The organism is Niallia sp. M35 (genome assembly GCF_050971705.1).
Taxonomy (GTDB): Bacteria; Bacillota; Bacilli; order Bacillales; family Cytobacillaceae; genus Niallia; species Niallia circulans_A.
Map to the genome: position 1 here is coordinate 230,478 of NZ_JBPCEP010000002.1, position 24,672 is coordinate 255,149.

A 24,672-nucleotide genomic window follows, 5' to 3' on the forward strand; every position below is an offset into this window, starting at 1 on the left:
CATGTCCTTTCCCTAATGTTTACTATATATTCTATTCTTGTCCCCCATAAATCGGACCATAGCAAATGGTCCAAATGTTAGCTGCTGGTCACCTTTTTATGGATTGTCCATATACTATTAAGAGATATGAGAGGTAGGAGGAGTACTTAGATGAGTAAGATTATTCTTTCAGGTTATTATGGAGAACAGAATGGCGGAGATGATGCATTGTTACTAGTATCCTCTTGGGGAAGCCGGAAATTTCTATCTGGAGATAAAATTTATGGGACATGTATACAAAAGCCTGTTCTGCCATTAAATGCGGAAATTGAAGCATTATTTGTTCAAGAAGAACAAGAACGTAATGAAAACTTACTTCGTTTGTACAGGCATTGTTATGAGAGTGATTTAATTTTATTTGGTGGTGGCTCTGTTTTTCATTCGACAGATAAAATGACAAGAGATAGCGATTTAATCGATTTAAATAGAGGAAAAGGAGCAGCGGCAATTGGGGTATCCTTTGGACCATTTAGAGATTCGGCTGCTGAAGGTGCATGTAAAAAGCTTATCGAAAAGTTTAATTATATCGGCTGTAGAGATGAGGAAAGCTATGAACTAATTCGTTCTTTTTCCTCCGATGTAAAGGTAGAATTAACATTTGATTTAGCCGTACTTTTACCACTTGTAGCTGGTGAAAATTTTAATGGAATTCACACAAGAAAAGGTTTGGGAATTTCCTTATGTCACTACGAGAGATATATTGGTGGAGATACAAGTATTGAAAAGACGAGACTGAAAAAAATAGTCAATGTTCTAAATGGACTTCACCAGGAGGAAATAGAAGAGTTAGTCTTTATTGATTTTAATGGTCATCCTATTTTTGGAGATCAAGACATACATCGTGAAGTCATCGACCAATTACACACAAAGATTCCTATTAAGCATCTGTCTTATGATAAAGATCCAATGAACACTCTCCGAACTATTGCCTCATTAAAGGGATTGATTGGGATGAGACTGCATAGCTCTGTGTTTGGCTATATTACAAATACACCGACAATCATTCTTTCTTACCATCCTAAATGTGATGGATGGGCCAAGCAAATTCAAGCAGATAAAGAGTATATTATTCCGTCCCATTCCTTTGAAGAGGAGAGCATATGGCATGCTCTTAAACAAATTATAGCTGGACAATATAGGTATCCAAAACTATCGATAAAGGATGCACAATCACTAGCGATGAAAAATTGGGAGGGTGCAAGATGGTCGCTGTCTCAGTAGTTATTCCACTATATAATAAAGTACAATATATTGAACGAACGATTATGTCCATTCTTTCGCAAACATTTCAAGATTTTGAGATTATTATTGTAGATGATGGTTCAACAGATGGCAGTGTTGAAAAAGCGGAAACATGGATAGACGAGCGGATTAAGGTCCTAAAGATGGAACACAAAGGTGCCTCAGCAGCTAGAAACAAGGGAATACTTGCAGCTACAGCTGAATTAATTACATTTATTGATGCAGATGATGAGTGGAAACCAGGTTTTCTTGAGAAAATTATCTATTTAAAAGATAAATATCCTGAATGTGGCGCTTATGCAACAAGCTATGAAATCGTTCTGCCGACGAAAAAGAAAATAATCCCATCCATATATCAAACACCTGAAAAGTGGGAAGGGGTATTTACAAACTATGTTGAAAAAACATTAAAGGATTTACCAATCATTTCTTCTGCAATCGCAGTTCGAAAGCAAGTTTTTGATAAAATAGGTTTATTTAAAGAGGGAGAGCCTCTTGGTGAAGATCAAGATATGTGGTTGCGAATTGGAATGAACTATTCGATTGCTTATATAAATGAAAGCAATGCCATTTATTACCGCGGGTTAGAAAACAGTGTATGCATGGATTTGACCATATTAAATCGCTATCCGATCATTTATTCATTAGAGAATTTGCTTCATAAAGAGGAAATTCCATATATAGATTTGTATTTGTCAAAATTAAAATTAGACTATAGTAAAAGATTACTAGAGGCAAATAAATTAGATTCTGCTTGGCAAGAATTACAGAATACAAAAGCAAGTGTTTATAAATGGCAAAAAATAAAACTTTGGTTATTCTACTATTGGAAAAAAATCAGCAATAAATATAGTTTTACACAAAAAAACATAATAAAAAATGCCCGTAAGCTGTAATCCTAGGAAAGAGTGCCCCATGCTAATACAAGCGGGGGCGAGAAGTTATTTATGGTATTTGCTGAAAAATTGGGAGTTTGGCTGATTTCTCTGAAGTTTTGGCTGATATATTTCAAGCTTGGCTGATTTCCCTGAAGTTTTGGCTGATATATTTCAAGTTTGGCTGATTTCCCTGAAGTTTTGGCTGATATATTTCAAGTTTGGCTGATTTCCCTGAAGTTTTGGCTGATATTATCCAAGTTTGGCTGATTCCACCCTCGCTTTGGCTGAATAAATCCATAGTTTGGCTGAAAAGCCGTTTGCAGAGGCTGAAATCCATCTCGCATTAGCTAATAAATCCAAAGGGGCAGATAAATTCCCCGTTTGACTGATACTATATGATATTTTGGTTTACTTACCGTATTTAATCAACTTGAATTTAAATGTTAGCTTTCTTCACTGCAACTATAACTATCCCAAAATTTTCATTTATGAATAATATAACTTATTTTCTTACTTTCATTTCCCACAAACGAATACATTCCTAAAGAAAAGTAAATGATTAATTTGTAAGAAGGCAACTTTTTTTCTCTAGACCCACTGCTTTCTTTTCTGCTAATATGTTTAAGTTGACTTTTTAAGTGTATTGAAATTTTTGGAAAATAAAAGAGGTTGATGAAATTTGGGATCGAGAGAATTGCTAGCCAAACGAGTAGCTTGGATTAGTGTAATTAGTAATATTATCTTAACAATTGGGAAAATAATAGTGGGTTGGATAGGGAATAGTGATGCGGTTTTTGCCGATGGAATTCACTCAGCTGCAGATGTGTTTGCCTCTGTCCTTGTTTTAGTCGTTATTAAAATTGCGAATAAACCGGCAGATCAGGAACATCCATATGGACATGGGAAGGCAGAAATAATTGTATCTGGTATTGTTGGTATGATTCTTTTATGTGTCTCTATCTACTTGGTATATGAAGTAATAATTGGGTTATTCCATCCCATCACAACACCAAGTATGATTGCAATGTGGGTTGCTGTTATTTCTTATATTTCGAAAGTGCTATTATATCGATATAGTAAAAGGATTGCGAAGGAACAAAGCAGTAAAGCAATTGAAGCAATTGCTTATGATCATAAGGCTGATATTGTGGCATCCATTGCAGCAGCAATAGGCGTTCTGTTCTCTATCCTTGGAGAAAAGTTGAATATACATTTATTTCTTTATGGAGATAAGCTTGCAACGATCATTGTAGCTTATTTGATTTTTAAAATTGCGAAGGAAATGGTAAGTGAAGCTTTTGATATTTTACTGGAGCGGAATATAGATCTGGCAATTTTAGCAGAGTATCATGACATAATTACTTCCTTTGCTGAAGTAAAGCGAATTGACCGACTCCGTGCTAGAGAACATGGTCACTATATATTAGTCGATTTACGTATCTCAATCGATTACGATAAAACCATTAAGGAAGGTCATGATTTATCTAGAAAAATAAAAAAGAAATTAATGGCAAAGCACGATAATATTAATGAAGTGCTAATTCATTTGAATCCATATTTTAAGGACTAGCATTCTTTTGTCCATGCAAAGATACCGCAATTACTTTTTATATAACTAAAAAAGGTCATGAAAAAGTGTTGTTCTTACATGAACGCTTTTTCAATGACCTTTTTCAATAATTCCAGACTTCTTTTAATGAAAATCGAAATAGCTCATTTAATTGTTCGGTTGGATCTTCCGAATTTTTTTGCAACCCTTTTGCGTATGCTTCTAGCTCGTGGATCTCACTTTCTAAGAATGTATTAATGAGATTGATTCGTGGTTCAAGTGATAATTCTTCGCCGGATTTTTTTCTTTCTAATAAAGTACTAATACTTGTAAGAAGGTCACCAGCAGGGATAAGTTCATGTACTAATGTTTCGAACTCCATTGGCGGAACCGTTTGGTATATTTGAGTCCACTTTGCTGCTAAAATTGGTCTTAATACATAAAAATATTTTTTTATTTTAACGGTATCTCCTTGTAGGTATTCTCGAAAATTTCCTTTTGCCATATTTAAATAATGATAGATAATGGAAGCAGGCGAGAATATTTCTTTTTCTAGTTCTTTCATTTGATCGATGGTTGAAAAACGCTGATAATATACCATATTAGAGCGTAACCATTCTAATAACGGAGGATTGGACTTGCGAAAAAGCTTAAGCGTTTTAGTTAGTTCCCAGCCGCTCATATCTAATAAGGGATCAACAGGGATTGATAATGAATCGTGGTTTGGAATCTCGATTACATCTCGGCTGCGATCAATCGATAAGTACCAGTTTGGCTGGTGAATATAAATAAAGCGAACATCATAATCACTATCCTTGGATGGAAAGCCCCATGCCCGACTTCCAGATTCACATGCATAAAGCACCTTTATGTTAAATTCCTTTTCCGTTTGCTCAATCACTTTTCTGATATGGTTTTCCAAAGGCATATACCTCCAATTGATTTTTGCTCATTTTACCAAAAAAATCAGCGATTTACCATATTAATCTGCAAAATGATAACGTTCTCATGTACAATAATAGGGAGTGCTTATTTTGTCTGACTATCCCTTTAGGGAGTAATTGGGGGAAAGAATAACAAGGAGGAGGAAGTAAAATTGAAGAATATACCGATTGCCATCCAAATGTATACGTTAAGAAATGAGTGTGAGGAGGATTTTCGCGGAACCCTCCGTAAAGTGGCGGATCTTGGATTTCAAGGAGTAGAGCTTGCTGGATATGGGGGAATCCCTGTAGCAGAATTAAAGGAATTATTGGATGAACTAAATTTACGAGTAGCAGCATGCCATGTGCCATTAACTGATTTAGAGAGCGATCTTTCCCAGGTTATTCAAGATCAAATAGTATTAGGGAGTAAATTTTTAGTATGTCCCTATCTTTTACCAGACAAAAGAACAGAAGCGGATTATCAATCACTAATTTCTTTCTTGAATATGGCAGGAGCAGAATGTCGAAAAGCAGGGATATCTCTCTGTTATCATAATCATGATTTTGAATTAGATATAATGAGTGATGGAAGAACGGCATTAGCTACGATAATGGAAGATACAGATCCAACATTAGTTTTTGCAGAACCGGATGTATACTGGCTTTCGAAGCGAGACTATGATCCAGCAAAATGGATTGATACATATAAAGACAGAATGAAGCTTATTCATTTAAAGGATATGACAACCGATGAAGAACAATTCTTTGCTGAGGTAGGTACAGGAAGTATTGATTTTCAAGCAATACTTGAAAAAGGAGAGGACATAGATATCCAATGGTGGATCATTGAACAGGATGCAACTAGAAGAACTCCATTGGAAAGCATTGAAATTAGTTTGCGAAATCTAAGGGAAATGTTAGCGGTACGGTAGATATAAACGTAACTAGATAAATCAGTGGGGATTTCCCCACTGATGAAATGTACCTTTTCCTATTCTCTAAGTAAGGGCATGGAACAACAACGAAATGATCCACCAGATTTAATGATTTCGGAAAAATCAACCTCGAGTACTTCATACCCTCTTTTTTGCAATTCTTTATTAACCCCTTCATTCATAGGTAAACTAATTACCTTTTTGTTGCCAATGGATAATACATTTGTACCTAATGTTTCTTGCTCTTTAGCGCTTACGTGAATGAATTCATAACGTTCTCGCAGTAATTTTTCTTTTTCTTTATGAAATTCCCCTGGGAAAATTAATCCCTCTGTAGGAGAAAGAATATTAAAGACACAATCTAGATGGAGATATGTATCCGTAAACGGGACAGCTATGACATCATAAGAAGGCATCAAGGTCTGTAAATGGCGGACCGCTGCTTCATTTGTACGCTGACTGATGCCTACAAAAATTGTTTTCCCATCAATAATCACATCGCCGCCTTCAATAAAATTGCCTTTAATATCTGTATAAGTGATTTCTTTTTTCTTTAAATAATCTATTAAAACTCTTTCTTCTCCATGTCTAGCATCTCGTGCCATTTCTGCCACAAAGATCTGACTTCCTAAAGTGAAGCCGATATCTCTTGTAAAAACCTGTTCATGGTATTTTTCTTCTGATGGAAGAAGCAGTGTTTCCACTCCATTTTTTTGTAGAGTTTCAATAAACATTTCATGCTGCTTTACGGCTAGTTTTTTATCAATATTTTTCTTTGCATGTTTTTTTTGAATATCATTTATAGGGACTTTAATAGCCATATATTCGGGAGAAACTAAGACCACTGTTTTTAATGGATCATATTCATTGGAACAATGTATTTTCATGATAAAACCCTTTCCATTATAGTATAGAAATTAGTTTTTCCTGAATGACTTTTTTTATGAAAGAACTTGTGAAATCATTTTTAGGGGATGAGGTTTATGTGAAGGCAATGAAAGACACAATTGCAAGAATAAGTGGTGGAAGTGGTGTTCATAGAAGGGATATGGGCAAGAAAACCTAGAGGAAGTGGCGTTCATCAGGGAAATGAAAGCGAAGAAAAACCAGTAGAAGTAGCATTCATTCCACTATTATAGTTAAACCAAAGGAAAAAAAGACAGACAAAAGCCAGTGAAGAATGCCTTCACTGGCTTTTGTCATTTAGTCATTAGTTTTCGTCAATATCTTTACGATTTTTCTTAAATAGTTTAGAAAGAATTTCATAAACAATAGGGACGATAACAAGTGTTAACAACGTAGAACTGATTAAACCACCAATAACAGTAATACCAAGGTCTTTAGAGATTAATCCACTACCACCAGAACCAACTGCTAGTGGAATTAATGCACCAATTGTTGCAATAGCTGTCATTAGAATTGGACGAAGACGTGTTGATCCTGCTTCAAGAATCGCTTCACGCATATTCATTCCATCTCGTTCCATATGAATGATTCGGTCTACTAATACAATGGCATTCGTTACTACAATACCAATTAACATTAAGAGCCCCATCATTACCGAAACAGAAATGGTCTGACCTGATAGGTACAATCCGACAAACGAACCGATAACAGCAAATGGTAAACTGAATAGAATCGAAAATGGAGCAACTCCTTCTCGGAATGTAACAACAAGGATAAAGTACACGATCGCAACAGCCGCAATCATAGCAATACCTAATTGTGTGAATGTTTCATTCATATCTGCAGTTACACCCGCAACTCCCATTGTAACGCCTTTTGGTAAGTCGATTTTATCGATTTCTTTATCTACTTCATTTGTTACTTTGGACACATTATCACCAATGATTTTTCCTGATACAGTTGCATAGTACTCGCCTTCACTACGAGAAAGCGTATTTTGGGTAGTTCCTTTTTTTACATCCACAAGTTTTGAAAGTGGCATATTTTGGCCAGTAGCAGTCGGGATTTCTGTATCTAGCATATCGTCGATTGATTTCGGCTGTGCTGATTTTTCTTGTTGGACAATAACATCAAGCTCCTGCCCGTCTTTTTCAATCGTTGTTAACACATCTTTTGAATTGTTAGGGCTTAGTGTTGCAAGTAGCTGACCAGCTGTTAACCCATATTGTAACAATTCTTGCTGATTTACTTTAAATGTATATTCCACATAAGCGTCTTCAGCTGTTGTAGTAACATCTTCTAAACCATCATTCTTTTTTAACATATCTTCCACTTTTTTCACTGACTCATTCAGCTTATCTAAATCTTCACTGTAGAATGTATAGCTAACTTCATTTGTTGACATTCCGGTTGATGAGAAGTCTTGGGATTTCCATTCGCCAGATTGGTCGAGATTTGTAATATATTCCTCAATTTCATCACGAGCTTCAGGGAAATTTTTCATATCTTCATCAAAGATGAGATACATAAGTGCACCGCCAGCTCCAGTGCCCATCATTGCGCTTTGTGCATCAGCTGTATCATTTATCGATAATTGAACGATATCGATATCTTTGCGGTCAAGCATTTTTTCTTCTACTTCTGTAACGTTCTTTAATGTCTCATCCTTTAGTTCACCCGTTTCTGGAGTGTAGGTGATATACATCGTTTTTTCTTCTTCACTTCCTAGGAAGCTAAAGCCGATTAAAGGAGTGAGGGCAACACTTCCAGCTAATAAAATAACAGCGATAACGGAAGTGATGATTTTATGATTAAGTGCTTTTTCGAGAATACCTTTATACCAAGTTGCCAATTTTCCAGCTTCTTTATGATTACTTTCTGTTTTCTCACTATATAATTTTTTCTTAAATAAGAAATGAGAAAGGGCTGGAACGATTGTAATGGCAACAAGTAATGATGCTCCAAGTGCGAAAGCCATTGTTAAGGCGAAAGGACGGAATAATTCTCCAACCATGCCTCCAACAAACATTAATGGAGCAAATACCGCAACTGTTACTAAAGTAGAAGACAGGATTGGTTTAAACATTTCAATCGTTGCTTCTCTAATAAGCGCGCGGCCAGTTAATTTTTCTTCTTTCAGGTGCAAGCGTCGATAAATATTTTCCACGACAACGATGGAGTCATCGATTACCCTTCCAATTGCCACGGTAATAGCACCTAGCGTCATAATATTTAATGTGATATCCATCCAGTTTAATAGTAGCAATGCCATGAAAATAGATACTGGAATGGAAATAATCGAGATAATCGTTGATTTAAAATCACGTAAGAATAGTAAAATGATTAATACAGCAATTAAACAACCAAATACGGCCTTTTCAACCATTGTAAGCACAGATTTTTCAATCGGATCTCCTTGGTCGAGAGAAACATCAATTACTAAGCCATCAATATTTTTTTGCTCATCTTTAATTAAATCTTTTACACTGTTAACAACATCAACAGTGTTTGCTTGTTGACCTTTGACAATTTGGATGGCGATTGCATCTTTACCATTTGTACGAGAAACTGATTCCACTTTCCCAACTACTTTAATTTTGGCAATATCGCTAAGTTTTACAAATGGGGAAGGATTTTGTTGAGATGGAGTGACAGGAATTTGCATATTCTTTAGTTCTTTTTCTGTCATAAATTTCCCATCAATTGCAACTGCTTGTTCGCCTTCTTCAAACTCGTAAAGTCCTAAAGAAACTGCTAAGTTACTCGCTTGAATCATATCTTTAACAGTATCTTCCGTTAAATCTAATTGCGCCATTTTTTCTTTATCATATGTTAAATCTACTTCTTCAATATGCTGACCTGTGATAGTTGCAGAAGCGACACCATTAATCTTTTCGATTTTTGGGAGAATGATATCTTCCACAGTTGAGGTTAATTCGGTAATGTCTTCTTTTGTACTGCTGACACTTAACGCTACAACTGGCATCATGTTCATACTGATTGCTGTAATTGTAGGTTCCTCTGCATCTTTAGGTAAGGTGACATTATCCAGAGCGGATTGTAAAGCTCGTTTTGCTTCATCCATATCCGTCCCATATTCATATTCTAATTGAACATTTGCCATGTTCGAATAAGAATTCGAATAGACAGCTTTAACATCTTCCAGATTTTCTACTACTTTTTCTATCGGTATGGAAACTTCTTCCATGATTTTCTCCGGCGTAGCTCCCGGGTAAACATCCATTACGGTTAAGTATGGAATAGAGATATTTGGTATGGTTTCCATATTCATTTTTGTACCAGAATAGATACCTGATACAGTAATAATAATGGTTAGTAACCAAACCGCAAGCTTGTTACCTAACACAAAATTTACTAAACCTTTCATAATACACCTTCCCTTTATTGACTAATCTAACTCATTTACTTATAATAAATGACTAAGTAGTCATATGTCAATCAATAGTACATAGGAGAGAATGAGATGACAAAAAAACAGCTGATCATGGAAAAATCAATAGAGTTATTTGCAAAGCAAGGATTTGCGGCTACTTCCGTTCAACAAATAACGGAACATTGTGGGATTTCTAAAGGGGCCTTCTATTTATCCTTTAAGTCAAAGGATGAACTAATTATGGCTTTAGTTGATTATTTTATGGAACAGTTCATCGTGAAACTTGACTATGCAGTCAATCACGTAGATGATATTCTTTATCATTTTTATTATGAAATATTATATACATTTAAGGAAAATTCTAGTTTTGCGATGTTATTTATTAAAGAGCAAGCGCTTTCGTTTAATGAAGAATTTATTCGAAAGTTTACTTATTATGATCATTTATTGGAAAAAACAATCGAGCATATGATTGGAGAAGTATATGATTCATCCAAACAAGCAATCAAGTATGATTTAGTGTTTAGTATTAAAGGGTTTCTTAATACTTATACGCATATTGTATTAAACCATAATAAATATATTGATTTTGATTTACACAGGCTTGCAAAATCTCTTGTAGAGAAAACAGACATCCTAGCTTCATATACAGAATCACCATATTTTACAGAAAGTATCTATCAGTTGCTGCATCAGTCCGTTAAGGAAGAAAGTGCGACAAAAGAGGATTTACTGCAACTTATAAAAGGGAAAAGGGAAGAAGTAGATGATCATTATGTGAACGAATCGCTTTCTTTACTGATAGAGCAGTTGGAAGAGAAAACATTGAACCCGGTTTTACTAAAAGGATTGATTGAAAACATTCGACATCATCGTGACTGTATTTGGTTATCCTATTTATTATTTCAATATTTTCAGCTTCATCCGAGTCATCAACAATAGATATATTTTAAAGATGAATTCTTTACAGGATTCATCTTTTTTTTATTTAAATCCTTTCAAAGCAATCAAGGAATCGTATCAAATAAAATATTCTTGATAAAAGTGAAAATATACACTAAAATTGAAATAAATCATTTGTTATGACGAATAAATGAGAGTTTGTAATGATAAAGGAGAAAAAAATGAAAGTATTTCAAGCAATTATAATGACGGTATTTATTGGATTTATCGGTTTTTTTGCAACAATGTTAACCACTTTATTCACAGCGAGTACATTTTATCTATGGTTTTTACCGATTATTACTGTACTTTATATAATAACTGTTTATCTATTAATTTTTGAATGGTGGAAGAAAAAAGCGGTCAAAAAGGCAAGATTAATGATTTTAGCTATTAGTATCTGCGGGATAGCGGGTTATATAATTTATGAACATTACGATAAAAATTTAGAGGTTGTTAGTAGTCAAGATACGGATTTAACAGAATATATGCCATTTTTAGAGGGAACAAAAGCAGTTTCGCTGAAAGAAGAATCACCATTTAAAATTGAAAAAAATCTTCCGCGGTTAGATGGCTCTACCGCTCTTTATCCTGTATATGCAGGATTTGTTCAAGCAGTGTATCCACAAAAGAAGTATCCGTTAGAGGAAAGTGAGGTAGTTTCAAGTCAAACAAGTGAGGCATATAAACGCTTATTAAATCGTGAGGCAGACATCATATTTATGCCAAAGCCTTCAGAGAAACAATATAAAATGGCTGAGAGCCAGGGGGTGAAATTAAAGCTGACGCCAATTGGGAGAGAGGCATTTATCTTTTTTGTTCATGCAAAAAATCCAGTGGAAACACTCAGCATAGAACAAATACAGGATATTTATTCTGGGAAAATAAGAAACTGGAAGGAAGTCGGTGGAAAACATGAAAAAATTAGAGCATTTCAAAGACCAGAAGAAAGTGGCAGTCAATCTGCCTTGCTAAGGGTCATGGATGGAAAACCGTTAATGGACCCTCCCACAAAGGATATTGTCGATGCAATGGAAGGCATAATAAGTGAAACTGCAGACTATCAGAATAAAAGTAATGCAATTGGATTCTCTTTCCGGCATTTTTCAGAAGATATGGTGCGTAATGGAAAAATAAGAAATATTGCTGTTGATGGAATACCTCCTACAGTAGAAACAATTAAAGATGGAAGTTACCCATTCATTAATGAATTTTATGCTATAACGCTGGAGGATAATAGCTCTCCCCAAATAGATGGATTTTTAAAATGGATGGTGTCAGAGCAAGGCCAACAGATTGTTTCGGAAACTGGTTATGTGGCAGTTGAATAGATACTAATATGTGGAAAATCTTTATTTGGGTAACCGGTAGTATTTATTACTGACCGAGTTACCCATTTATATGGTAAACAGCAATGAAAGAATCTTTATTTTGTATTTATAAGTGAAAACTAACTAATTAGAATGATAGATATCAGTAAATAGGGGGGGAATCAGCCAAAGTAGGAAAATATCAGCCAAAACAGCAGGGGAATCAGCCAAAGTAGGAAAATATCAGCCAAAACAGCAGGGGAATCAGCCAAAGTAAGAAAATATCAGCCAAAGCAGCAAGGGAATCAGCCGAAGTAGGAAAATATCAGCCAAAGCAGCAAGGGAATCAGCCAAAGTAGGAAAATATCAGCCAAAGCAGCAAGGAAATCAGCCAAAGTAAGAAAATATCAGCCAAAACAGCAAGGGAATCAGCCAAAGTAAGAAAATATCAGCCAAAGCAGCAAGGGAATCAGCCAAAGTAGGAAAATATCAGCCAAAACAGCAGGGGAATCAGCCAAAGTAGGAAAATATCAGCCAAAACAGCAAGGGAATCAGCCAAACTAGGAAAATATCAGCCAAAACAGCAGGGGAATCAGCCAAAGTAGGAAAATATCAGCCAAAGTAGGAAAATATCAGGCAAAACAGCAGGGGAATCAGCCAAAGCAGGAAAATATCAGCCAAAACAGCAAGGGAATCAGCCAAAGTAAGAGAATATCAGCCAAAACAGCAAGGAAATCAGCCAAAGCAGCAAGGGAATCAGCCAAAGTAAGAAAATATCAGCCAAAACAGCAAGGAAATCAGCCAAAGTAAGAAAATATCAGCCAAAACAGCAAGGGAATCAGCCAAAGTAAGAGAATATCAGCCAAAACAGCAAGGAAATCAGCCAAAGTAAGAAAATATCAGCCAAAACAGCAGGGGAATCAGCCAAACTAGGAAAATATCAGCCAAACGCGTCCAATCCTCATAAAAATGAAAACCAAAAAGCTTCATTAATTTTTTGTCTATTTTATAAAGCTGGATGCCTGTAACTATCTTGCTTGGAATTCTGTTACCGTGAACAATCAAAAGAAATATTGACACTCATAATCTACTATATTTATAATCTCACATATAAAGAAAGCGTTTACTTTTACATCACTAAAAGAAGTAAACGCTTATTTTTTTACAACTAGTTAGGTTTAGCAAAAGACTTAAGTTGCTTAAAACATTTAAAACAGGAGGAACAGGAATGAATCACTGGTTAAGGAAATTACTCATTATTCTAACGATATTTGTTCTTGTGTTCACGACACGAGGCTTCTCATTCAATCAAATGAACGTAAAAGCAGAGAACACAAGTGGAAAAGACATACCTGAAAACACATTAAGAATTCATTATCAAAATGAGGAGAACAAGTATCAGGATCTAGGGTTATGGCTGTGGGAAGATGTAGAATCGCCAACTGCCAATTGGCCACAAGGTGCTGCAGCGTTTGAAGAAGAGAATCAAGATGAGTATGGTACATATATTGATATCCCTTTGAAAGAAGATGCTAGAAAGGTAAGCTTTCTTGTTGTAAACAGAACCAATGGAGAGAAAGAGAGTGGAGATAAGTCAGTTACGATAAACAATCCATCATTAAATGAAATATGGATTAAAGAAGGTTCAGATAGTGTTCATCTATTTGAGCCGGTAGAGCTGGCTGACAATACAGTTAGAATTCATTATCAAAGAGATGACCAAAACTATGATAAGTTAGGGGTGTGGTTATGGGAAGATGTAGAATCACCTACTGTTAATTGGCCAACTGATGCCGTAGCGTTAGAAAAGAATGATCGCTATGGTGCTTATGTTGATATAAAAGTGAAAGAGAATGCTAAAAAAATTGGCTTTCTTATTGTAAACCGTGAAAATGGTGAAAAGATAGCTGGAGACAAAGGATTTGCATTATTGGAAGAATACGATCATTTGTGGATTAAAAATGAAGATGATCAAGTGTATATTTCACCATACTGGGAATCCCCAACTGATTTAGTATCAGGGGAACTATTGTCTGACACAACCATCCAATTAACTTTTTCCAGTACAAAAGGACTTGTGGAAGAGGAAATAGCGCAAGCATTATCTATTGTAGATAAGGACAAAGAAGTAATAGATTTTCGTGCAGTGAAAATTATTAATGAAACCACAGTGGAAATAACAGGTATTTATGATGCGGAAAAGGGGCCTTTTATAATCTCTTATCAAGGAAGATCTGTTACAGCTAAATCTGGGTGGAAAATGTTAGATGAAAATTACTTTTATGAGGGCAATGATTTAGGGGCCACTTATCATAATAAAGATGCAACATTAAAATTATGGGCACCGAAAGCCTCAAAGGTAACCGCTGTTTTTTATGATAAAAATGATGCAGCAAGGAAAATCGGCAGTTTAGATTTAGTACAAGGGGATCAAGGGGTATGGAGGATTGAAGCGAAAGCGAGTGAGCTCGGCATCAACGACACAAGAGGATATTATTATCAATATGAAGTAACCAATGATGGAAAAGTATCTAAAGTTTTAGATCCTTATGCTAAATCAATGGCAGCATTTACTGTTAACACAGAGGGAAAAGTTGGCAGTGATGGCGATACAGTTGGAAAGGCGGCCATTGTTGATTTAAGTCAAACCAACCCAGCTAACTTTAGTGGTGTTAACATCGATGGTTATGAAAAAAGAGAAGATGCGATTATATGGGAAGCTCATATTCGTGACTTTACTTCTGATCCAACCATTGAGACTGATTTAAATGGTCGCTTTGGAACTTATAAAGCATTTATTGATAAACTGGATTATATAAAATCCTTGGGTGTTACACATGTCCAGCTCCTGCCAGTTAATGCTTGGTATTGGGGAGATGAAACGAGAATGGGAGAAAGGGAATTAGCGTATTCGGCAGCAGGAAATGAATATAATTGGGGGTATGATCCTCATAACTATTTCTCACCAGATGGTGCCTATTCTGAAAATCCAAAAGATCCAGAGCTGCGCATTAAAGAATTAAAGGAGCTAATTAATGCGATTCATGCTGCTGGCATGGGAGTGGTTCTAGATGTTGTATATACACATATGTCCAATGCTAGTCTATTAAATGATATTGTTCCAGACTATTATTTTTTCCAAGACAGTAATGGTAAGTTTGTGGGAGGATTTGGAAATAACTTAGCTACAAATCATAAAATGGCGGAAAAGCTAATGATAGATTCAGTGAAATATTGGTTTCGTGAATTTAAAATCGATGGCATGAGATGGGATATGATGGGGGATGCAACCTATGAAGCTGTTCAAAAAGCTTATGATGTAGCGAAAGGCATCAATCCCAATGCATTATTTATTGGAGAAGGGTGGAGGACGTTCTCTGGTCATTTAGCAGACCCATCTTTGGCAGGAAAAGGTGCAGACCAAGATTGGATGGATAAAACCGATGATGTCGGTGTTTTCTCTGATGAAATAAGAAATGAGTTAAAATCGGGTTTTGGTTCAGAAGGAGAGCCGCGCTTTATCACTGGCGGAGCTCGTAATATTCAGACGATATTTAATAATATAAAAGCACAGCCATCCAATACGCCAGCAGATGATCCAGGAGACATGGTGCAATATATTGAAGCACATGATAATCTGCCGCTCTACGATATTATTGCGAAAGCTTTGAAAAAAGATCCAGCCATTCCAGAAAATGATCTAGAAATTCATAAACGCATTCGCCTTGGAAACTCATTGATTCTGACTTCACAAGGCACGGCATTTTTACATGCAGGACAAGAATATGGAAGAACCAAGCAATGGCTAGGAGAGGGAATTCCAGAACAAAAATATGATGCTTTTACAGATGAAAATGGCAATGTGTTTGGTTACTTTGTTCATGATTCCTATGATTCATCTGATGCCATTAATATGTTTGATTGGTCCAAAGCCACCAATGAGGAAGCATATCCAATAAATAATGAAACGGTGGAATATACAAAAGGATTAATTGAATTAAGAAAATCAAGCAATGCTTTTCGACTAGGTGAAAAGAGTTTAGTCGATTCTAATGTAACCATGATTGATGCACAAGAGATTCAGGAAGAAGATGTTATTATTGCCTATAAAAATGAGTCAACAGACAATACAGGCAGCTATTATGTATTTATGAATGGTGATACAAAAGCTAGGGAGCTGACATTAAGTGAAGATTTAACCGAATTTAAAGTAGTAGTGGATAATGATGAAGCAGGTAAAGATTCTGTTGAAGAGAAAAGTGGCTTCACTTTAACAGCAGAAAAAATAACACTTGAGCCACTTACTACTATTGTCATAAAAAATGAAAAAGAGACAGGCGGAAATCCGGATGATGGCGACAAAGAGCCCAATGATCCAGAAAATCCAGTGGATTCAACAGATCCTGAAGTTCCAGAAAAACCAGATAAAGAAGCCCCAGTTAATGCAGATAAGAATCCCATTGATAATAAGGGAGACAAAGGAGATAACGGTGAGAAGGCTGATAATAACGGAAAATCAAAAAATTCCTTGCCAAATACAGCAACTAATAATGGCACATATCTACTGATTGGGATAGTTATTTTAGCAGCAGGTGTTTGTCTTTCTATCATCGTTCGCAGAAAAAAAGCAGATGCAGAATAAATAAATAGATAGCAGAAGTTAGGAGTATAGCTAACTTCTGCTTTTTGTATTTAAAAAAGGGAAAGAAAGCAAAAAAATAATGGACGAAAGGATAAGAACGAAATTTTGTGCGCACCTTATTATTCAGAAGGAATGGTAAAATGAAGAAAATAATAGCAATGGTTACTTTTTTTTGTTTAATAGCACTCCCTACGATGGTATTTGCTGATACATATATCGTTAAAAATGGAGATTCGATGTAGGAAATTGCGGTGAAATATCAAATTGGCTTAACAGAGATTATTGCTGCGAACCCACAGATTTCAAATCCTAGTTTAATTTATCCAAATCAAAAATTGACTATCCCCAATATTGATTCCATTAAAACAGTAGAACGGGAAGTAATCCGACTTTGCAATATAGAACGTCAAAAAATGGACTTCCTGCTTTAACGGAAAACTGGGAATTATCAAGAGTTGCTAGAGATAAATCGATGGATATGGCTCAAAAAAAGTACTTTAGTTATACAAGTCCAACATACGGATCGCCATTTGATATGATGAAAGCATACGGAATTAGTTATAAAGCAGCTGGAGAAAATATTGCCCAAGGTCAAACAAGCGCATAAACAGTAGTTCAAGCGTGGATGAATTCGAGCGGTCATAGAGCAAACATACTAAGTGAAAACTTTACACAAATCGGTGTAGGATATTACCAAAATGGTAACTATTGGACGAAAATGTTTATATCAAAATAATATTTTAGCAAGGGATTACTACTTAAAATTAAGTGATAATCCCTTTATTTGTTGTGATGAGATAATACTTCTAATTTTGGTAGCTAGCTGGCTATTAATGCTTCCTCTTGAAAATCCACACAGTTCTCAGTGAAGCCTTGCCAACCATTTTCATATAGTTATTCGACAACCGCGATAAAGTGGACAATTGCCAAAACATTTAGTGACAAGACGAATCTTTTTGTGAGAAAATATTTTTAAAAAGGAGGCTATGTCCATGTATAGTTTTAATAATGATTATAGTGAAGGAGCACATCCACGAATTTTACAAGCATTGCTAGAATCCAATTTGCAGCAAGAAATAGGATATGGGCAAGATTCCTTTACACACAAAGCAGTTGAAATATTGAAAGAAAAACTGAATTGTGAGGAGGTAGATGTTCATCTTTTAGTTGGCGGAACGCAAACTAATTTAATTGCCATTTCTGCCTTTTTAAGACCACATGAAGCAGCCATTGCCGCTAAGTCTGGACATATTTTTGTTCATGAAACAGGAGCTATCGAAGCCACTGGTCATAAGGTTCTTACAGTTGATACGGAAAATGGCAAGTTAACACCAAGTCTAATTCAAAAGGTACTTGATGAGCATACAGATGAACATATGGTAAAGCCAAAACTCGTATACATATCCAATTCAACTGAAATTGGAACGATTTATTCCAAAAGCGAGCTTAAACAGTTAAGTGAATTTTGCCAGAAGAATCAATTGCTTTTCTATATGGATGGAGCACGTTTAGGGTCAGCACTTTGTGCCAAAGACAATGATCTTACGTTAAGTGATTTACCTCAACTTCTGGATGCTTTTTATATTGGCGGTACCAAAAATGGAGCATTGATGGGGGAAGCGCTTGTGTTAAAGAAAGATTCCTTAAAGGAGGATTTCCGTTATCATATTAAGCAAAAAGGAGCAATGCTGGCAAAAGGCAGAGTGCTAGGAATCCAATTTTATGAGCTATTTAAGGATAATCTTTTCTTCGAATTGGCTGAACACGCTAATAGGCTGGCAGAAAGACTAACAACAGCATTAGCCGAGAAAGGTTATCGTTTTTTAACCCAATCTTCGACTAATCAGGTTTTTCCGATTGTTTCTAACGATAAGATTATAGAATTACAGAAAAATTATCACTTCAACATATGGGGGAAAATTGATAAGGAACATTCTGCGATTCGGCTTGTCACCTCTTGGGCAACAAAAGAAGAGGAAGTGGAGCGGTTTATTAACCATTTAAAATAAGAATAATTAAAATTATCAATGGCATACAGGAATATTTCGGTATGCCATTATGTATTATTTCCTATGAAAGTTCCGTAGAAAAGAATTTGAAGAATTGCTACAGAAAAGCGCTAATAGTTAGACCACTAAAATTTACTAATTATAAGAAAAACAAGAGTCATTTATAATACCCAGCATTTTTTTCTTTACTTATGTTTGTTTGCTCTCTATAATATTTTATAAACCCCTAGGGGTATAATTTTTATCAGAAAAAATACCCGTATAGGTATATAAGGAGGATCTTATATTATGAGGAAGAAAGTAATTATTATTGGTGGTGTGGCAGGTGGCGCAACAGCTGCTGCACGATTAAGAAGGATAAGTGAAGAAGTAGAAATTATCTTGATTGAAAGAGGAGAGCACATTTCTTTTGCTAATTGTGGGCTGCCTTATTATATTGGAGAAACGATTAAAGACAGAAGTAAGTTGCTCGTACAGACAGTGGAAGGAATGTCAAAAAGGTTTTTATTGGATATTAGAGTACAGAGTGAAGCAATATCGATTGATGCGAATAATAAAAAAGTCACGATTAAAAATTTACAAACAGAAGAGATATACGAAGAAACTTATGATAAGCTGTTGCTTTCACCAGGAGCAAGACCAATTATTCCCCCTATAATAGGTATAGAAAACCATCAATCACTATTTACACTAAGAAATATACCAGATACAGATCGCATAAAAGCCTTTGTAGATCAAAACGCACCAGAAAGTGCTGTAATTATAGGGGGCGGATTTATTGGTGTAGAAATGGCAGAAAACTTAGTTGCCCGTGGAATGAAGGTAACGATTGTGGAGAAGGGGAATCAAGTGTTAGGTCCACTTGATGTGGAAATGGCAGGTCCTGTACAAACACATCTTAAGCAAAACGGGATAACACTTATCTTAGGTAATGGAGTAAAACAATTTAAAGGTAATGGAAATATTATAGTACTGGAAGATGGGACGGAAGTGCAAACAGATATAACCATTCTATCTATTGGAGTGAGACCAGAAAATGAGTTAGCCAAACAAGCAGGACTAGAAATTGGAGAAAAAGGTGGTATTGTTGTAAATCACTTATTACAAACTTCTAATCAAGATATTTATGCTGTTGGGGATGCTATTGAAGTTCGTGACTATATCAATAGAAAGAAAACAATGATACCTCTCGCAGGGCCAGCAAATCGCCAAGGGAGAATTGCTGCTAATAATATGATGGGAAAAAAAGAGAAGTATGAAGGATCATTAGGTACTTCAATTGTCAAAGTATTTGACTTAACAGTAGCTACTACAGGGAATAATGAAAAAACACTCCAAAAATGGGAAATTCCTTATGAAGTAGTCCATATTCACCCTAATTCACATGCTGGCTACTATCCTGAAAGTTCTCCAATTACGTTTAAATTGATATTTGATAAAGAATCAGGACAAATATATGGGGCACAAGCAATTGGAAGAGAAGGTGTCGATAAACGGATTGATGTCATTGCAACTGCAATTAAAGGTAATTTAAGTGTAGAAGATCTAACTAATCTAGAACTGTCATATGCACCACCATATTCATCTGCCAAGGATCCTGTAAATATGGCAGGATATGTGGCGTCGAATATTGTAGATGGAGAATTAGAGCAAATCCAATGGCATGAGGTAGATCAGATTGTGCAAGATGGTGGATATTTACTGGATGTAAGAGAAAGTGTAGAGAGAGAGTTTGGATATATAGAAGGTTCACTTAATATGTCATTAGGTGAACTAAGAGAGAGAATGGATGAGTTATCAAAAGATCAACCGATTTATGTAAGCTGTCAAGTTGGTTTAAGAGGATATTTAGCTAGTAGAATATTAAAAAATAACGGATTTAATGTTAAAAACGTTGATGGTGGCTGGAAAACCTATTCCTCAGCTTTTGCGTATACAAAAAAGGTAGAAAGAACGGAAGAAAGCAATCAAACAAATGAAGAAATAAGAGAAGACGAAGGCTTTCAAATTGAAACTGTACTAGATGTTGCCGGATTAACTTGTCCAATGCCAATTGTGAAATTAAAACAAGGGATGGATCAATTAGAGAGTAAGCAAGTGCTAGAGTTGCAAGCGACAGATAGAGGGGTATTAAGTGATTTGCCAGCATGGACAAAAAAGGTAGGACATCAAATTTTAAAAATGGAACAAGTAGGTTCTACTATTAAATTTTGGATTAAGAAAAAATAAAGAAATAGAGAATTCTCTTTAGTTACAATTGCTATACATTCGCCTCAGCTAGTTTGACAGGCTATAATAATGATCAATAAATCATGTATAATGTAGGATAATAGTGACTAACTGAAAATATAGCAAATGGAAGGGGTATTTTCTTGGAATATAATGATCAATTAAAAAATAGAGTTAAGCGAATGGAAGGACAATTAAGAGGAATTCTGAAAATGATGGAAGAGAATAAAGATTGTAAGGAAGTGATTACACAGTTATCAGCTGTTCGTTCAGCAGTAGATCGAACAATGGGTGTTATTGTGAGCACTAACTTAGTTGACTGTGTGGTAGAAGCCCAGGAAAACGGAGAAAAAATGGATGATGTGATTAAGGAAGCAGTAAATCTGTTAGTCAAAAGCAGATAATGAACAAAGATAAAAAGCTCTAGAACCAGTAGAGCTTATAATTTTAGATGATTATATACCCGTAGGGGTAACGGTAATTAAGAGAGGAGATAATATGGCAACGAAAACGACGATTGTGTTATTCAGTGGTGATTATGATAAAGCGATGGCTGCCTATATAATTGCTAATGGGGCAGCTGCTTACGATCATGAAGTTACTATCTTTCATACTTTTTGGGGATTAAATACTTTAAGAAAAGAAGAAAATATAAAAGTAAATAAGGGATTGTTAGAAAAGCTCTTTGGAAAAATGATGCCAAAAGGAGCAGATAGAATGGGGCTATCCAAAATGAATTTTTTAGGATTTGGTCCTAAGATGATTAAACATGTTATCAAACAGCATCAGGCAATGACACTTCCTCAATTAATAGCAATGGCGCAGGAACAGAAGGTAAATCTTGTCGCATGTACGATGACAATGGATTTACTTGGATTAAAAGAAGAAGAGCTGTTAAAAGGGATTGATTATGCTGGTGTTGCTGCCTATTTGGCTGAAGCAGAGGATGGCAATGTGAATTTATTTATCTAAAATTAGTTTTTCGAGGGAAGGGGTAAATGAAATGAAAGAAATAACAACAACGGAATTAAATAGCAAATTGCAGAGTGGAGAGAAAGTCTCGATTATTGATGTTCGGGAACCAGCGGAAGTGGCGACAGGGAAAATTCCTGAAGCGATAAATATTTCTTTGCGTCTTATTGAATTTAGAATGCATGAATTAGATAAACAAAAAGAATATTTTATGGTATGTCAATCGGGAGGAAGAAGTAGTCAGGCTGCTCAAATATTAAATAAAAATGGATATCGTGTAGTAAATGTCATTGGTGGTATGCAAAGCTGGGAAGGAAAAGTTGAATAAGAAGTATAGTTAAAAACAGGAAGCGTAAAGCCTTCCTGTTTTTAAACATTGTTATTGTATCTTTGGAAATTTCACGGGAGTATTTATAGAAAGCTTGTCCTTGTAAGAACGGTAGGCGATCAATACATGATCTTTTGTACTCGCATCCAATTGTAAGATGAAGTCTCCATTTGTTTCTAAATAATAACGAATACCATTCTCTTGTAAGTGACTGAAGTAATAATAATTGCCTAATAAATATTTGCTTTCTGTTTTTGTTTCTTTATTTTCTTTTATATATTTTGCCAGTTCATTAACGGACAGAGAAGTTTCACCCGTTAAGGTGAAAAAACCTTTTCGAACCGAATCAGCAGCCTGAATAATGGAATCTTTCACTTTAGTGACCATCGTATCCAAATAACTATTCATTTTTTCCTCCATACAATTGCTAATTTTCGTGTTACTATCATTTATCTTTAAAAGACTGATTAAATTTTGTTAATTCAGGATCTTTTTTTAATTGCTTGACATGAAATGCTGTTGTTTCAACTTCTGTATCTCTGCTTATTCCTAACTGATCTCCATCAGCGTCCGCCATTACCCCTTCACGTGGACCATCCATATTTGGATCAACATTTACTTGAACTTGATTTCTAGGCATCTTGACACCTCCTAGTGATAGGATGGATAAAAAGAAAGAAAAAAATCCATGATTTAGTGTTTTTAAAACCTTTAGTCTCTAGTAAAAATTAACAAAGCAATAGTTCTATCATTGTCGATTATTAACAATTTTTAAGCGTATAGTTTCCAGAACGTTCACCATACTAATCCTGTTGTTTAAAATCCATTTACAGGGGGAGATTATATTGTTGCAAAACGGACAGCAAGTACACCAAAATCTACAAACAGGTCAAGTTCCACAAGCGATGAATCATGGCGGACATGAAATGTTTGATGTTCATGAAGTACTAGTTGGAGCAATAAATACAATGAATTTGTATAAATTGTTAGGAAACCATATTCAGGATCCAGAATTACGAGATATTCAAAACAGACAATATCAATTTATTCAAGAAGATTACAATTTAACATTAGAGTGTTTTCAAACTGGACAACCTCCTGCAAAGAGAACTGAACCATATATGATGAAAGAAAATAATGATTTCATCTTTGGAATGACCCAGATGCCTCCTGCAAAGCCAATTCAAAATGTGACGGAAATGAGTGATCAGCAAGCTGCAGTTGCAATGCTTAGTGCATTAAAAGCTTCTGCTTCCATGAAAACAATGGCAGCAGCTGAAACAACTAATCCGGTTGTACGTCGAGTTATTGCAGCTTCTATTCCGAACTGTTTGGAAATGGCTTATGAAGTATCTTTATACCAAAACAAGCATCATTATTATCAAGTTCCTCAGCTAGCTGCTCAAGATATGCAAAATATCTTAAACGGATTTGCACCTGCACAAGGAGCTCCAATGATGCAGCAGCAAATGAATATGAATAATAATATGCATTAATTTAAAGGAAGTTATCTCTCTTTGAGATAACTTTCCTCCATAATACTTTGTTAAAATGAGGTTTGTATGATGGGAAAAACGGTAATGATGTTAATTCTTTTAATTCCCTTTCTACCTTCTATGGTGATTGCACAAACAAAGATTCCTATTTTGGTTTACCATTCCATTGAAGAGTTCCATGGACAAGGTTCAAAAGAATTATATGTGACTCCAGCAAATTTTGAAAAGCAAATGATTTATTTGCGAGATCATGGTTTTACTCCGTTAACTTTTGAAAAATGGCAGGATATAAATAAAGTTAGAAAGCCAATTTTTATTACGTTAGACGATGGTTATAAAAATAATGTAAGAGTGTTGGGAATTTTTCGAAAGATGAAAACAGACGATTTTACCCCAACAGCAACGATGTTTGTTATAGCAGATTTTATCGGAAATGCCAATAGGTTATCTAATCAAGAGTTGAAAGAATTAGCTAGTTCAGGTTTTCTATCAATTCAATCCCATACAGCAACACATCCTGATTTGGTGAAAACAACAGACTATAAACATGAGCTAAAAGATTCGAAAGACAAAATCGAAGCAATTACAGGAAAGAAAGTCATTGCCCTTTCTTATCCTTATGGAAATATTGATTCTAAGACAATGGAGGAAGTCAAGAAGCATTATTCTTTTGGGCTAACCACAACACCAGAATTCTATAGTGCAAAGGGAATAAAGGATGAACTCTATCTGTTACCGCGTAAGTATGTTAAGTACTCTACCACATTAGAGGAGTTTGCTGATATAGTCGAGGGGCAGTGAAGGGTTGATTGCTTTGAAAAGTAATCGACTTTTGGCGCTTTTTGTCATTTTATTTCCCGGAAAATGAAAAGACT

Annotated in this window: 21 protein-coding genes and 1 pseudogene; 16 read left to right on the forward strand and 6 right to left on the reverse strand. The window is 35.4% G+C overall.

Features of this window, described 5'->3' with window-relative positions; all coding sequences use genetic code 11:
- Nucleotides 1–150: 150 nt before the first annotated feature.
- Together NiCM35_RS03175 and NiCM35_RS03180 are read left to right on the forward strand one after the other, a co-directional pair.
- Entirely contained in the window at nt 151–1,260 is a 1,110-nt protein-coding gene (locus tag NiCM35_RS03175) for a polysaccharide pyruvyl transferase family protein (protein ID WP_095332107.1), read from the forward strand.
- A complete protein-coding gene (locus tag NiCM35_RS03180; protein ID WP_123257284.1) occupies nt 1,242–2,177 on the forward strand; it encodes a glycosyltransferase family 2 protein in 936 nt (311 codons plus the stop codon). Before NiCM35_RS03175 ends, NiCM35_RS03180 begins: the two co-directional genes overlap by 19 nt.
- 194 nt (nt 2,178–2,371) lie before the next feature.
- On the opposite strand, the gene NiCM35_RS03185 is transcribed toward NiCM35_RS03180, so the two are convergent.
- Entirely contained in the window at nt 2,372–2,503 is a 132-nt protein-coding gene (locus tag NiCM35_RS03185; protein WP_433778593.1) for a hypothetical protein, read from the reverse strand.
- 335 nt (nt 2,504–2,838) lie between these two features.
- Between NiCM35_RS03185 and NiCM35_RS03190 the strand changes: the two genes are divergently transcribed.
- A complete protein-coding gene (locus NiCM35_RS03190; protein ID WP_433778595.1) occupies nt 2,839–3,729 on the forward strand; it encodes a cation diffusion facilitator family transporter in 891 nt (296 codons plus the stop codon).
- Nucleotides 3,730–3,832: 103 nt separating this feature from the next.
- On the opposite strand, the gene NiCM35_RS03195 is transcribed toward NiCM35_RS03190, so the two are convergent.
- Nucleotides 3,833–4,630, reverse strand: coding sequence for a nucleotidyltransferase domain-containing protein (locus NiCM35_RS03195; RefSeq protein WP_095332111.1), 798 nt, complete (start codon nt 4,628–4,630; stop codon nt 3,833–3,835).
- Between the two features lie 174 nt (nt 4,631–4,804).
- Between NiCM35_RS03195 and NiCM35_RS03200 the strand changes: the two genes are divergently transcribed.
- Nucleotides 4,805–5,566: a sugar phosphate isomerase/epimerase family protein gene (locus tag NiCM35_RS03200; protein ID WP_123257286.1), complete on the forward strand. Its 762-nt coding sequence runs from the start codon at nt 4,805–4,807 to the stop codon at nt 5,564–5,566.
- A gap of 59 nt (nt 5,567–5,625) precedes the next feature.
- Here the strand turns inward: NiCM35_RS03200 and NiCM35_RS03205 are convergent, their stop codons facing one another.
- Nucleotides 5,626–6,456 carry a dimethylarginine dimethylaminohydrolase family protein gene (locus NiCM35_RS03205; RefSeq protein WP_123257287.1) on the reverse strand — a complete coding sequence of 277 codons (831 nt, stop codon included), beginning with the start codon at nt 6,454–6,456 and terminating at the stop codon, nt 5,626–5,628.
- Nucleotides 6,457–6,512: 56 nt separating this feature from the next.
- On the opposite strand from NiCM35_RS03205, the gene NiCM35_RS03210 reads away from it, so the two are divergent.
- Nucleotides 6,513–6,635, forward strand: coding sequence for a hypothetical protein (locus NiCM35_RS03210; protein WP_268877130.1), 123 nt, complete (start codon nt 6,513–6,515; stop codon nt 6,633–6,635).
- Between the two features lie 144 nt (nt 6,636–6,779).
- Here the strand turns inward: NiCM35_RS03210 and NiCM35_RS03215 are convergent, their stop codons facing one another.
- Nucleotides 6,780–9,863, reverse strand: a complete 3,084-nt coding sequence (locus NiCM35_RS03215) for an efflux RND transporter permease subunit (protein WP_123257288.1) — start codon at nt 9,861–9,863, stop codon at nt 6,780–6,782.
- Nucleotides 9,864–9,959: 96 nt separating this feature from the next.
- Between NiCM35_RS03215 and NiCM35_RS03220 the strand changes: the two genes are divergently transcribed.
- The 9 genes and pseudogenes from NiCM35_RS03220 (at nt 9,960) to NiCM35_RS03260 (ending at nt 22,301) form a co-directional block, all read left to right on the forward strand.
- Entirely contained in the window at nt 9,960–10,811 is an 852-nt protein-coding gene (locus NiCM35_RS03220; RefSeq protein ID WP_123257289.1) for a TetR/AcrR family transcriptional regulator, read from the forward strand.
- Nucleotides 10,812–10,993: 182 nt separating this feature from the next.
- Nucleotides 10,994–12,142, forward strand: coding sequence for a PstS family phosphate ABC transporter substrate-binding protein (locus tag NiCM35_RS03225; protein WP_172860312.1), 1,149 nt, complete (start codon nt 10,994–10,996; stop codon nt 12,140–12,142).
- A 1,207-nt stretch (nt 12,143–13,349) separates the two neighbouring features.
- Nucleotides 13,350–16,763 carry a pullulanase gene (locus NiCM35_RS03230; RefSeq protein WP_433778600.1) on the forward strand — a complete coding sequence of 1,138 codons (3,414 nt, stop codon included), beginning with the start codon at nt 13,350–13,352 and terminating at the stop codon, nt 16,761–16,763.
- Between the two features lie 140 nt (nt 16,764–16,903).
- A pseudogene (locus NiCM35_RS03235) lies at nt 16,904–17,499 on the forward strand (CAP domain-containing protein).
- A 256-nt stretch (nt 17,500–17,755) separates the two neighbouring features.
- A complete protein-coding gene (locus NiCM35_RS03240; protein ID WP_123259738.1) occupies nt 17,756–18,772 on the forward strand; it encodes a threonine aldolase family protein in 1,017 nt (338 codons plus the stop codon).
- 288 nt (nt 18,773–19,060) lie between these two features.
- The gene (locus NiCM35_RS03245; protein ID WP_172860158.1) at nt 19,061–21,001 is read left to right on the forward strand and encodes a CoA-disulfide reductase; all 1,941 of its coding nucleotides are present in this window, start codon (nt 19,061–19,063) and stop codon (nt 20,999–21,001) included.
- A 143-nt stretch (nt 21,002–21,144) separates the two neighbouring features.
- Entirely contained in the window at nt 21,145–21,405 is a 261-nt protein-coding gene (locus NiCM35_RS03250; protein ID WP_123257294.1) for a metal-sensitive transcriptional regulator, read from the forward strand.
- 94 nt (nt 21,406–21,499) lie between these two features.
- Nucleotides 21,500–21,973, forward strand: coding sequence for a DsrE/DsrF/DrsH-like family protein (locus NiCM35_RS03255; protein WP_172860157.1), 474 nt, complete (start codon nt 21,500–21,502; stop codon nt 21,971–21,973).
- 31 nt (nt 21,974–22,004) lie between these two features.
- Nucleotides 22,005–22,301 (forward strand): rhodanese-like domain-containing protein, encoded by a 297-nt coding sequence (locus NiCM35_RS03260; protein ID WP_123257296.1) that lies wholly within the window; start codon nt 22,005–22,007, stop codon nt 22,299–22,301.
- Between the two features lie 51 nt (nt 22,302–22,352).
- Here the strand turns inward: NiCM35_RS03260 and NiCM35_RS03265 are convergent, their stop codons facing one another.
- Together NiCM35_RS03265 and NiCM35_RS03270 are read right to left on the reverse strand one after the other, a co-directional pair.
- The gene (locus NiCM35_RS03265; protein ID WP_123259735.1) at nt 22,353–22,709 is read right to left on the reverse strand and encodes a hypothetical protein; all 357 of its coding nucleotides are present in this window, start codon (nt 22,707–22,709) and stop codon (nt 22,353–22,355) included.
- A gap of 37 nt (nt 22,710–22,746) precedes the next feature.
- Nucleotides 22,747–22,941: a hypothetical protein gene (locus NiCM35_RS03270; protein WP_123257298.1), complete on the reverse strand. Its 195-nt coding sequence runs from the start codon at nt 22,939–22,941 to the stop codon at nt 22,747–22,749.
- Between the two features lie 265 nt (nt 22,942–23,206).
- Between NiCM35_RS03270 and NiCM35_RS03275 the strand changes: the two genes are divergently transcribed.
- On the forward strand, nt 23,207–23,797 hold the full coding sequence (locus tag NiCM35_RS03275; RefSeq protein WP_172859685.1) for a spore coat protein: 591 nt from the start codon (nt 23,207–23,209) through the stop codon (nt 23,795–23,797).
- A gap of 69 nt (nt 23,798–23,866) precedes the next feature.
- Nucleotides 23,867–24,598, forward strand: coding sequence for a polysaccharide deacetylase family protein (locus NiCM35_RS03280; RefSeq protein WP_171510299.1), 732 nt, complete (start codon nt 23,867–23,869; stop codon nt 24,596–24,598).
- Nucleotides 24,599–24,672 lie beyond the last annotated feature (74 nt).

Bases quoted from the DNA above. Each gene is read 5' to 3' on its own strand.
- NiCM35_RS03280 (WP_171510299.1), top strand. From the start codon at position 23,867: ATGGGAAAAACGGTAATGATGTTAATTCTTTTAATTCCCTTTCTACCT.
- NiCM35_RS03210 (WP_268877130.1), top strand. From the start codon at position 6,513: ATGAAAGAACTTGTGAAATCATTTTTAGGGGATGAGGTTTATGTGAAG.
- NiCM35_RS03215 (WP_123257288.1), bottom strand. From the start codon at position 9,863: ATGAAAGGTTTAGTAAATTTTGTGTTAGGTAACAAGCTTGCGGTTTGG.
- NiCM35_RS03245 (WP_172860158.1), top strand. From the start codon at position 19,061: ATGAGGAAGAAAGTAATTATTATTGGTGGTGTGGCAGGTGGCGCAACA.
- NiCM35_RS03255 (WP_172860157.1), top strand. From the start codon at position 21,500: ATGGCAACGAAAACGACGATTGTGTTATTCAGTGGTGATTATGATAAA.
- NiCM35_RS03240 (WP_123259738.1), top strand. From the start codon at position 17,756: ATGTATAGTTTTAATAATGATTATAGTGAAGGAGCACATCCACGAATT.
- NiCM35_RS03220 (WP_123257289.1), top strand. From the start codon at position 9,960: ATGACAAAAAAACAGCTGATCATGGAAAAATCAATAGAGTTATTTGCA.
- NiCM35_RS03185 (WP_433778593.1), bottom strand. From the start codon at position 2,503: ATGCGAGATGGATTTCAGCCTCTGCAAACGGCTTTTCAGCCAAACTAT.
- NiCM35_RS03225 (WP_172860312.1), top strand. From the start codon at position 10,994: ATGAAAGTATTTCAAGCAATTATAATGACGGTATTTATTGGATTTATC.
- NiCM35_RS03180 (WP_123257284.1), top strand. From the start codon at position 1,242: ATGGTCGCTGTCTCAGTAGTTATTCCACTATATAATAAAGTACAATAT.
- NiCM35_RS03275 (WP_172859685.1), top strand. From the start codon at position 23,207: ATGAATCATGGCGGACATGAAATGTTTGATGTTCATGAAGTACTAGTT.
- NiCM35_RS03175 (WP_095332107.1), top strand. From the start codon at position 151: ATGAGTAAGATTATTCTTTCAGGTTATTATGGAGAACAGAATGGCGGA.
- NiCM35_RS03260 (WP_123257296.1), top strand. From the start codon at position 22,005: ATGAAAGAAATAACAACAACGGAATTAAATAGCAAATTGCAGAGTGGA.
- NiCM35_RS03230 (WP_433778600.1), top strand. From the start codon at position 13,350: ATGAATCACTGGTTAAGGAAATTACTCATTATTCTAACGATATTTGTT.
- NiCM35_RS03205 (WP_123257287.1), bottom strand. From the start codon at position 6,456: ATGAAAATACATTGTTCCAATGAATATGATCCATTAAAAACAGTGGTC.
- NiCM35_RS03265 (WP_123259735.1), bottom strand. From the start codon at position 22,709: ATGAATAGTTATTTGGATACGATGGTCACTAAAGTGAAAGATTCCATT.
- NiCM35_RS03270 (WP_123257298.1), bottom strand. From the start codon at position 22,941: ATGCCTAGAAATCAAGTTCAAGTAAATGTTGATCCAAATATGGATGGT.